The sequence below is a fragment of the Pseudonocardia pini genome (assembly GCF_013870575.1).
GTDB classification, from domain to species: Bacteria; Actinomycetota; Actinomycetes; order Mycobacteriales; family Pseudonocardiaceae; genus Pseudonocardia; species Pseudonocardia pini.
Window position 1 is genome coordinate 1 of sequence record NZ_JACBXB010000229.1, and the last position, 7,303, is coordinate 7,303.

7 protein-coding genes are annotated in these 7,303 nt (G+C 72.6%); 3 read left to right on the plus strand and 4 right to left on the minus strand.

Translation table 11 applies throughout. The features are described 5' to 3' along the window. Nucleotides 1-555: alcohol dehydrogenase catalytic domain-containing protein (locus H5J29_RS14890; protein ID WP_181781557.1), on the minus strand; the 555-nt coding region annotated here is incomplete at its 3' end. A 169-nt stretch (nt 556-724) separates the two neighbouring features. Between H5J29_RS14890 and H5J29_RS14895 the strand changes: the two genes are divergently transcribed. Continuing rightward, entirely contained in the window at nt 725-1,888 is a 1,164-nt protein-coding gene (locus H5J29_RS14895; RefSeq protein ID WP_181781558.1) for an LLM class flavin-dependent oxidoreductase, read from the plus strand. Between the two features lie 33 nt (nt 1,889-1,921). Here the strand turns inward: H5J29_RS14895 and H5J29_RS14900 are convergent, their stop codons facing one another. Continuing rightward, nucleotides 1,922-2,674: a helix-turn-helix transcriptional regulator gene (locus H5J29_RS14900; RefSeq protein WP_181781559.1), complete on the minus strand. Its 753-nt coding sequence runs from the start codon at nt 2,672-2,674 to the stop codon at nt 1,922-1,924. Between the two features lie 180 nt (nt 2,675-2,854). Between H5J29_RS14900 and H5J29_RS14905 the strand changes: the two genes are divergently transcribed. Beyond that, on the plus strand, nt 2,855-4,378 hold the full coding sequence (locus tag H5J29_RS14905; RefSeq protein WP_181781560.1) for a fatty acyl-CoA synthetase: 1,524 nt from the start codon (nt 2,855-2,857) through the stop codon (nt 4,376-4,378). A 31-nt stretch (nt 4,379-4,409) separates the two neighbouring features. Here the strand turns inward: H5J29_RS14905 and H5J29_RS14910 are convergent, their stop codons facing one another. Together H5J29_RS14910 and H5J29_RS14915 are read right to left on the minus strand one after the other, a co-directional pair. Then, on the minus strand, nt 4,410-5,171 hold the full coding sequence (locus H5J29_RS14910) for an SDR family NAD(P)-dependent oxidoreductase (protein ID WP_181781561.1): 762 nt from the start codon (nt 5,169-5,171) through the stop codon (nt 4,410-4,412). A 22-nt stretch (nt 5,172-5,193) separates the two neighbouring features. Next, nucleotides 5,194-6,324, minus strand: a complete 1,131-nt coding sequence (locus H5J29_RS14915; protein ID WP_181781562.1) for an acyl-CoA dehydrogenase family protein — start codon at nt 6,322-6,324, stop codon at nt 5,194-5,196. An 80-nt stretch (nt 6,325-6,404) separates the two neighbouring features. Between H5J29_RS14915 and H5J29_RS14920 the strand changes: the two genes are divergently transcribed. Beyond that, nucleotides 6,405-6,980: a TetR/AcrR family transcriptional regulator gene (locus H5J29_RS14920; RefSeq protein ID WP_181781563.1), complete on the plus strand. Its 576-nt coding sequence runs from the start codon at nt 6,405-6,407 to the stop codon at nt 6,978-6,980. Nucleotides 6,981-7,303 lie beyond the last annotated feature (323 nt).

Consider the following 7,303-nt stretch of genomic DNA (forward strand, 5'->3'; position numbering starts at 1 on the left):
CCCGATCGGTCCGCCGCCCAGGACCAGCGCGGTCGAGCCTGCCCCGAGCCCGGCCCTGGCGGCCGCGTGGACCCCGGTCGCCAAGGGCTCCAACAGGGCGCCCACCTGGTCGGACACGCTGTCGGGGAGCACGTGCGCGAGGTAGGCGGGGAACGTGTCGAAGGCGGCGAAACCACCCCCGCCGCCGCTGAGCCCGTGGAAGCCGAGCATCGCGCAGAGCTGGGGGAGGCCCGCGGAGCAGGAGGCGCAGGTCCCACAGCGGACGACGGCGCTGGGGGCGACCCGTTGGCCCACCGCGACGTCGGTGACCCCGTCGCCGATCGCGACGACCGTGCCGCAGAACTCGTGCCCCAGGGTGACAGGGGCGTGCTCCCCGGTGAGCGGATGCGCCTCGGTCGCCGGGATGGCGATCGGGCCGCCGCGGTACTCGTGGATGTCCGAGCCGCAGATCCCCGCGACCGCCACCGCGACCTTGATCTCGCCCGGACCGGGCTCGGGTTCGGGAACGTCGTTCAACCGGATGTCGCGGCGTCCGTGGTACTGCAGGGCCCTCATGGCCGTCTCCTCCGCGTCGAGGGGTGTGCGGTGGCGACGCTAGGCCGAGAACGCGGTGCCGCGGCACTGAACGAAGGTGGACGGTCCCTGGTCACCTTCGTCCACTGGGCGAGACCCGAGGTGGCCCGGAGGCTGGGCAGCCATCAGCCGCAGACGAAGGAGTCAGCCCATGGGCAGGATGAAGTTCGGCGTGTTCCTGGCCCCGGTTCACGCACCGGGCCTGAACCCCACGACCTCGCTCGAGCGCGACCTCGAGCTGGTCGAGCACCTCGACCGCCTCGACTACGACGAGGCGTGGATCGGCGAGCACCACTCGGCGGGGTCGGAGATCATCGGGTCCCCGGAGATCTTCATCGCCGCCGCCGCGCAGCGCACCCGCCGGATCAAGCTCGGCACCGGCGTCACCTCGATCTCCTACCACAACCCGCTCTGGGTGGCGGACCGCCTGGTCCTGCTCGACCACCTGACGCGGGGGCGGGTGCTGTTCGGCGTCGGGCCGGGCTCGCTGCCCACCGACTCGGCCATGATCGGGCTGAACCCCACGGACACCCGCGAGCTGCTCGAGACCAACCTCGACATCATCCTGCGGCTGCTGGCCGGCGAGACGGTCAGCGCCAAGACCCGCACCCACGAGCTGGTCGACGCCCGGCTGCAGCTGCGGCCGTACTCCGACCCGCTGTTCGACATCGCGGTCGCCGCGGTCGCCTCCCCGACCGGCGCGCGCCTGGCGGGCAGGCACGGGCTCGGCCTGCTCAACATCGGCGCCACCCTCACCCCGGACGGCTTCGACGCGCTCGCCCACCACTGGAACATCGTGGAGGAGCGGGCCGCGGCGGCGGGCACGGCGGTCGACCGCGCAGGGTGGCGGCTCGTGGGCCCGTTCCACGTCGCCGAGACCGTCGAGCAGGCCTACGCCGACGTCGAGCACGGGATCGAGCACTGGTTCGGGTACTTCCAGAAGGTGGCGGCGTTCCCGCAGCTCGCGGTGTCGGGCAGCACCGTCAAGGAGATGATCGACTTCATCAACAGCGCCGGCATCGGCGTGATCGGCACCCCGGAGCAGGCGGCGGCGCAGGTCCAGCGCCTGGTCGACCAGTCCGGCGGGTTCGGCAGCATGCTGCTGATGGGCCACGACTGGGCGAACCCGGAGGCCACCAAGCGGTCGTTCGAGCTCTTCGCCCACGAGGTCGCCCCGCGGTTCCAGGGACAGGCCGAGCGGACGCTCGAGTCCGCCGCCCTCGCCGAGGCCGGTCGTGCGGGGCACGCGCAGGCCCAGCTCGACGCCATCGCCCACATGTCGCAGAAGTACGAGACCGAGAAGGCCGCGGGCTGACGACGTCGCCCTGCGTCCCGCCGGGCCCGGTGCTCAGCCCGGTGACCGCAGGCGGAGCACCAGCTCGGTCCGGGACCGGCAGGCGGTCGCCGCGAGGACGTGGCTGACGTACTTCTTCACGGTGCCCTCGGTGAGCGAGAGGACCCGGCCGATCGTCGCGTTGGTCAGGCCCTCGCACACCAGGGCCGCGACCTCCCGGTGCCGTGGGGACAGCTCGCCGAGGTCGGGCCGGTCCTCGCGGCTCCCGGGCAGGTGGCGGCACAGTGCGGACAGCTGCCTGCCCAGCAGGCGCAGGACCCGCAGGTCCGCCGGACCGACCACGCCCTCCTCGCCGAAGACGCCGATGAGCGCGTGCTCGCCGGCCGGCCGCACGTAGACCGCGTTGGCGGACGGCAGTCCGCGGCGGGCCAGCCAGTCGTCGAGGTACAGGCGGGAAGCCTCGGGCATCCGGTGCAGCTCGTCGACCGACACGGCGTGGGTGCGGCCGAGCAGGGCCAGCGACTCGGGGAGGGAGAAGACGTCGTACTTGCTCCATCCGGAGCGGTACTCGCGAACCAGGGCGCGCATGCGGCCGTTGAGCAGCGGATCCGGGTCCTCGAACAGCGTCGCGTAGGTGGGGCCACGGAAGAAGGTCGTGTTGCGGTATCCCAGGACCGAGCCGAACGCCTCCAGCGTCCGCTCCCGGAAGTCGTCCACGTCCCGGGCCGGGTTCACGCGCTCGAGCACGTCGAACACCCGGGCGTAGTCCCGGACGGTCAGGCCGCCGCCGTCGTCTGCGATCCGCATGCTGATCACCTCGTCGTCACAGCCGGTCGGGGCCCGAGTCTGGCACATCCGCCGCCCGATCCCGCCGCCGTTCCACGCTGCCACCGCGCCGCGGATCGCAGCAGTCCACTTTCGTTCACTAGCGACGGGTCGCGCGGCCGGTGAGCCTGCGGCCATGTCACAGACCAGGAGGTCTTGCCGATGAGCGCCACCCGATCCAGCACCGTCGACGACGTCCTGCGGCGGAGCGCGCTGCGGTTCCCCCGCCGGACCGCCCTCCGTTTCGCGGACCGCACGTGGACCTACGCCGACCTCGACGACGCGGTGACCCGCGCCGCCGCCGCGTTGCTCGCTCTCGGGTTGGACAAGGGTGACCGGGTCGCGACGTACGGCCGCAACTCGGACGCGTACCTGGTCGCCTTCCTCGCGGCGGCGCGGGCGGGCCTGGTGCACGTCCCGATCAACTACGCGCTGACCGGGGACGAGCTCGGCTACCTGCTCGACCAGTCCGGCAGCAGGGTGGTCCTGGTCGATCCCGCACTCGCCGACCGGCTCCCCGGGGCGGGTGTCGAGGTCGAGCAGGTGATGCCCCTGCGGGACGCGCCGGGCTCCCTGCTCGCGCGCGCCTCGGCGGGACACGTGCCCGTGCTCGACGTGGAGGTGGCGGAGACCGACCTCGTCCAGCTCCTCTACACCTCCGGGACGACCTCCCGCCCCAAGGGGGCGATGATGACCCACCGCGCCCTCGTCCACGAGTACGTCTCCGCGGTGCTGGCCCTGGAGTGCCGCGAGGACGACGACCCGCTCCACCCGATGCCGCTCTACCACTCGGCGGGCATGCACGTGTTCCTCATGCCGTACCTCGCCGTCGGCGCGACGAACCACCTCATGGAGACCCCGGACATCCCGGAGGTCCTGCGGCGGATCGAGGCCGACCGGCTCGGCGCGGTCTTCCTCGCCCCGACGGTCTGGGTGCCGCTCTCCCAGCACCCGGACCTGGCAGCCCGGGACCTGTCGTCGCTGCGCAAGGCCTTCTACGGGGCGTCGATCATGCCCGGGCCGGTGCTGGAGCGGCTCCGGGAGCGCCTGCCCTCGCTGGGCTTCTACAACTGCTTCGGTCAGTCCGAGATCGGCCCGCTCGCCACCGTGCTCGGCCCGGACGAGCACCGGGACCGCTCGGAGTCCTGCGGCCGCTCGGTGCTCTTCGTCGAGATCCGGGTGGTGGACGAGGCGGGGCACGACGTCGAGGCGGGAGGGCTCGGCGAGGTCGTCTACCGCTCGCCCCAGCTGTGCGAGGGCTACTGGGAGAAGCCGGAGGCGACCGCCGAGGCGTTCCGCGACGGCTGGTTCCACTCGGGTGACCTCGTCCGGATCGACGCGGAGGGGTACATCACGGTCATCGACCGGATCAAGGACGTGATCAACACCGGGGGCGTGCTCGTCGCGTCCCGCGAGGTCGAGGACGCGCTCTACACGCATCCGGCCGTCGCCGAGGTCGCCGTGATCGGGACCCCGGACGACCGGTGGATCGAGGCGGTCACGGCGTTCGTGGTGCTGCGGGAGCCGGCGACGGCGACGGAGCTGATCGCCTACGCGAAGGGCAGGCTCGCGGGCTTCAAGGTGCCCAAGCACGTCCACCTCGTCGACGAGCTGCCCCGCAACGCCTCGGGCAAGCTGCTGAAGCGGGTCCTGCGGGACGAGGTCCCGCAGGACACCACGGTCTGAGCCGGCGCGGCCCGAGCCTGCGCGGCCCGAGTCAGCGCGCGGCCATGCGGATGGCGCCGTCCATCCGGATGGTCTCGCCGTTGAGGTAGTCGTGCTCGGCGATCATCGAGACGAGCCGGGCGTACTCGGTCGGGTCGGCGAGGCGCTGGGGGAAGGTGACGGACTGGGCGAGGCTCGTCTGGACGTCCTCGGGGAGGCCCGCGAGCATCGGGGTGGCGACGATCCCCGGCGCGATCGTCACGACGCGGATGCCGTACTGGGCCAGGTCGCGCGCCGCCGTGATGGTCATGCCCGCCACCCCCGACTTCGAGGCGGTGTAGGCGATCTGGCCGATCTGGCCCTCGAAAGCGGCCACGGACGCCGTGTTGACGACGACGCCGCGCTGGCCGTGCTCGTCGGGCTCGGTGCGGGCGATCTGCTCGGCCGCGAGGCGCATGACGTTGAACGTGCCGAGCAGGTTGACCTTCAGCACGGTGTGGAAGAGCTCGAGGTCGTGCGGGCCCTTCTTGGACAGGATCCGCGCCGACGGCGCGATGCCCGCGCAGCTCACGACCAGCCGGAGCGGCTCGGGGCCCTCGGCGGCGCGGGCGACGGCGGCGCGGACGGACTCCTCGTCGGTCACGTCGGCGGCCAGCAGGGTGACGCCGTCGGGCACGGCCTGGGCGGCGGCGACGGACCTCTCGAGGTCGAGGCCGTAGACGGCCACGCCCTGCTTGGCGAGGTGGGCGGAGGTGGCGGCGCCGAGGCCGGAGGCCGCACCGGTGACGAGGGCGGCGATGCCGTCGAGCTGCATATCTCTGGCTCCTTGGGTGAGGTCAGCGCGCGAGGCCGCGGCTGATGACGAGTCGCTGGATCTGGTTCGTCCCCTCGAAGATCTGCATGATCTTCGCTTCGCGCATGTAGCGCTCCACGGGGAAGTCGCGGGTGTAGCCGTAGCCGCCGAGGACCTGGACGGCGTCGGTGGTGACCTTCATGGCCGCGTCGGTGGCGACGAGCTTGGCCACGCTGGCCTGGCGGCCGTAGGGCCTGCCGAGGTCGCGGCGGCGGGCGGCGTCGAGGTAGGTGGCACGTGCCGAGTCGACGGCGGCGGCCATGTCGGCGAGCAGGAAGCCCAGCCCCTGGTGGTCGACGATCTTCTTGCCGAAGGTGGTGCGCTCGTTCGCGTAGTCGACGGCGGCGTCGAGCGCGGCCTGCGCCAGCCCGGTCGCGCAGGCGGCGATGCCGAGCCTGCCGGAGTCCAGCGCGCTGAAGGCGATCTGCAGGCCCTGGCCCTCGTCGCCGAGCAGCCGCTCGGCCTCCAGGAGCGCACCGTCCCAGTTCGCGGTGGTGGTGGGGATGGCGTGCAGTCCCATCTTCTCCTCCGGCCTGCCGAAGGAGAGGCCCTCGACCTGGCCCGGCGCGAGCAGGCAGGAGATCCGCTCGCCGGTGCGGACGAACACCGAGTAGAAGTCGGCCTTGCCGCCGTGGGTGATCCAGGCCTTGGTGCCGGTGACCCGATAGCCGCCCGCCTCCTTCTCGGCGCGGCAGGTCAGCGCGGCGGCGTCGGAGCCCGCCTGGGGCTCGGAGAGGCTGTACCCGCCGACCAGGTCGCCGCCGAGCATGTCCGGCAGCCAGCGCTGCCGCTGCTCGTCCGTGCCGTAGGTGGCCAGGGGGAAGCAGGCCAGGCCGTGCACGCTCGTCGCGACCGCGACGGCCGCCCAGCGGGCGGCGAGCTCCTCGAGGACCTGCAGGTACACCTCGTAGGGCTGGGCGCCGCCGCCGAACTCCTCGGGGTAGGGCAGGCCCAGCAGGCCGGCGGCGCCGAGCGTCGCGAACAGCCCGTCGGGATAGGTCTCGTCCCGTTCGTGCCGGTCGACCCGGGTGCCGAGCTCCTTGTCGGCGAGGTCGCGGGTCAGGTCGAGCAGATCCTCGGCCTCCTGGCTGGGCAGCAGACGGTCGACGGCCACGGTGCACTCCGTTCGGTACGCATAACGGTACGATCGTGTAAAGCAGCGTACCGATAGCCCTGCCGTGGGAGCATGCCGGAGTGACCAGCGCCCCTGTCCGCCGCGGTGAGGCTCGCCGCGCGGAGCTCGAGCACGGGGTGCTCGCGCTGATCCTCGAGGAGGGTTTCGCCCACCTCACGCTCGACGACGTGGCGGCCCGCCTGCGTTGTTCGAAACGGACCCTCTACACGCTGGCCCGTAGCCGGGAGCAGCTCGTCCGGGCCGCGGTGGTGCGGTTCTTCCGGGACGCCACGGCCCGCGTCGAACAGGCGGTGACCGACGACGCGCCGATCCGGAGCTACCTCGAGGCCGTGGCGGAGGAGCTCGCCGCGGCGAGCCCGGCCTTCTTCGACGACGTCGCTTCCTTCGCGCCCGCGGCCGAGGTGTACGAGCGCAACACACGGGCGGCGGCCCGGCGGATCGGCCTGCTGATCGAGCGGGGCGTGGCCGACGGCACGTTCCGCAGCGTGCATGCGGGGTTCGTGGCCGACCTGGTCGCGGCGCAGATGGTGCGCATCCAGCAGCGCGAGGTCGCCGCCGCGACCGGCCTCTCGGACAGCCAGGCCTACGCCGAGCTGGCCTCGCTGGTCACCGCGAGCCTGGTCCGCCCCCGCTGACGGGTCTCCTACTCCGCGTGACCGTTCACTCGAAATGGGTACGAGTCTCCCCCCTGGGGATGGAGGCACGGCGCCGCCGGACTCCTACTGTCGAGCTCGCAGTCGGGGCGGCCCGCAGAGGGGTGCCCCGGCTCGCAGCCCCCGACGCCGGTGTCGGGGCAGGTCGAGAGAGGGGCGACGACGTGCAGGTCGTGACTCCCGTCCGTCATCGCTCCGGCGTCCTCCGGACACTCTGCGTGGCGGGTCCCACCACCCTCGAGGGTGTCGTCCGCCGATCGGGGCTCGGCGGGATCGTCGTGCAGGACGAGCTGGAGGCCGCCGAG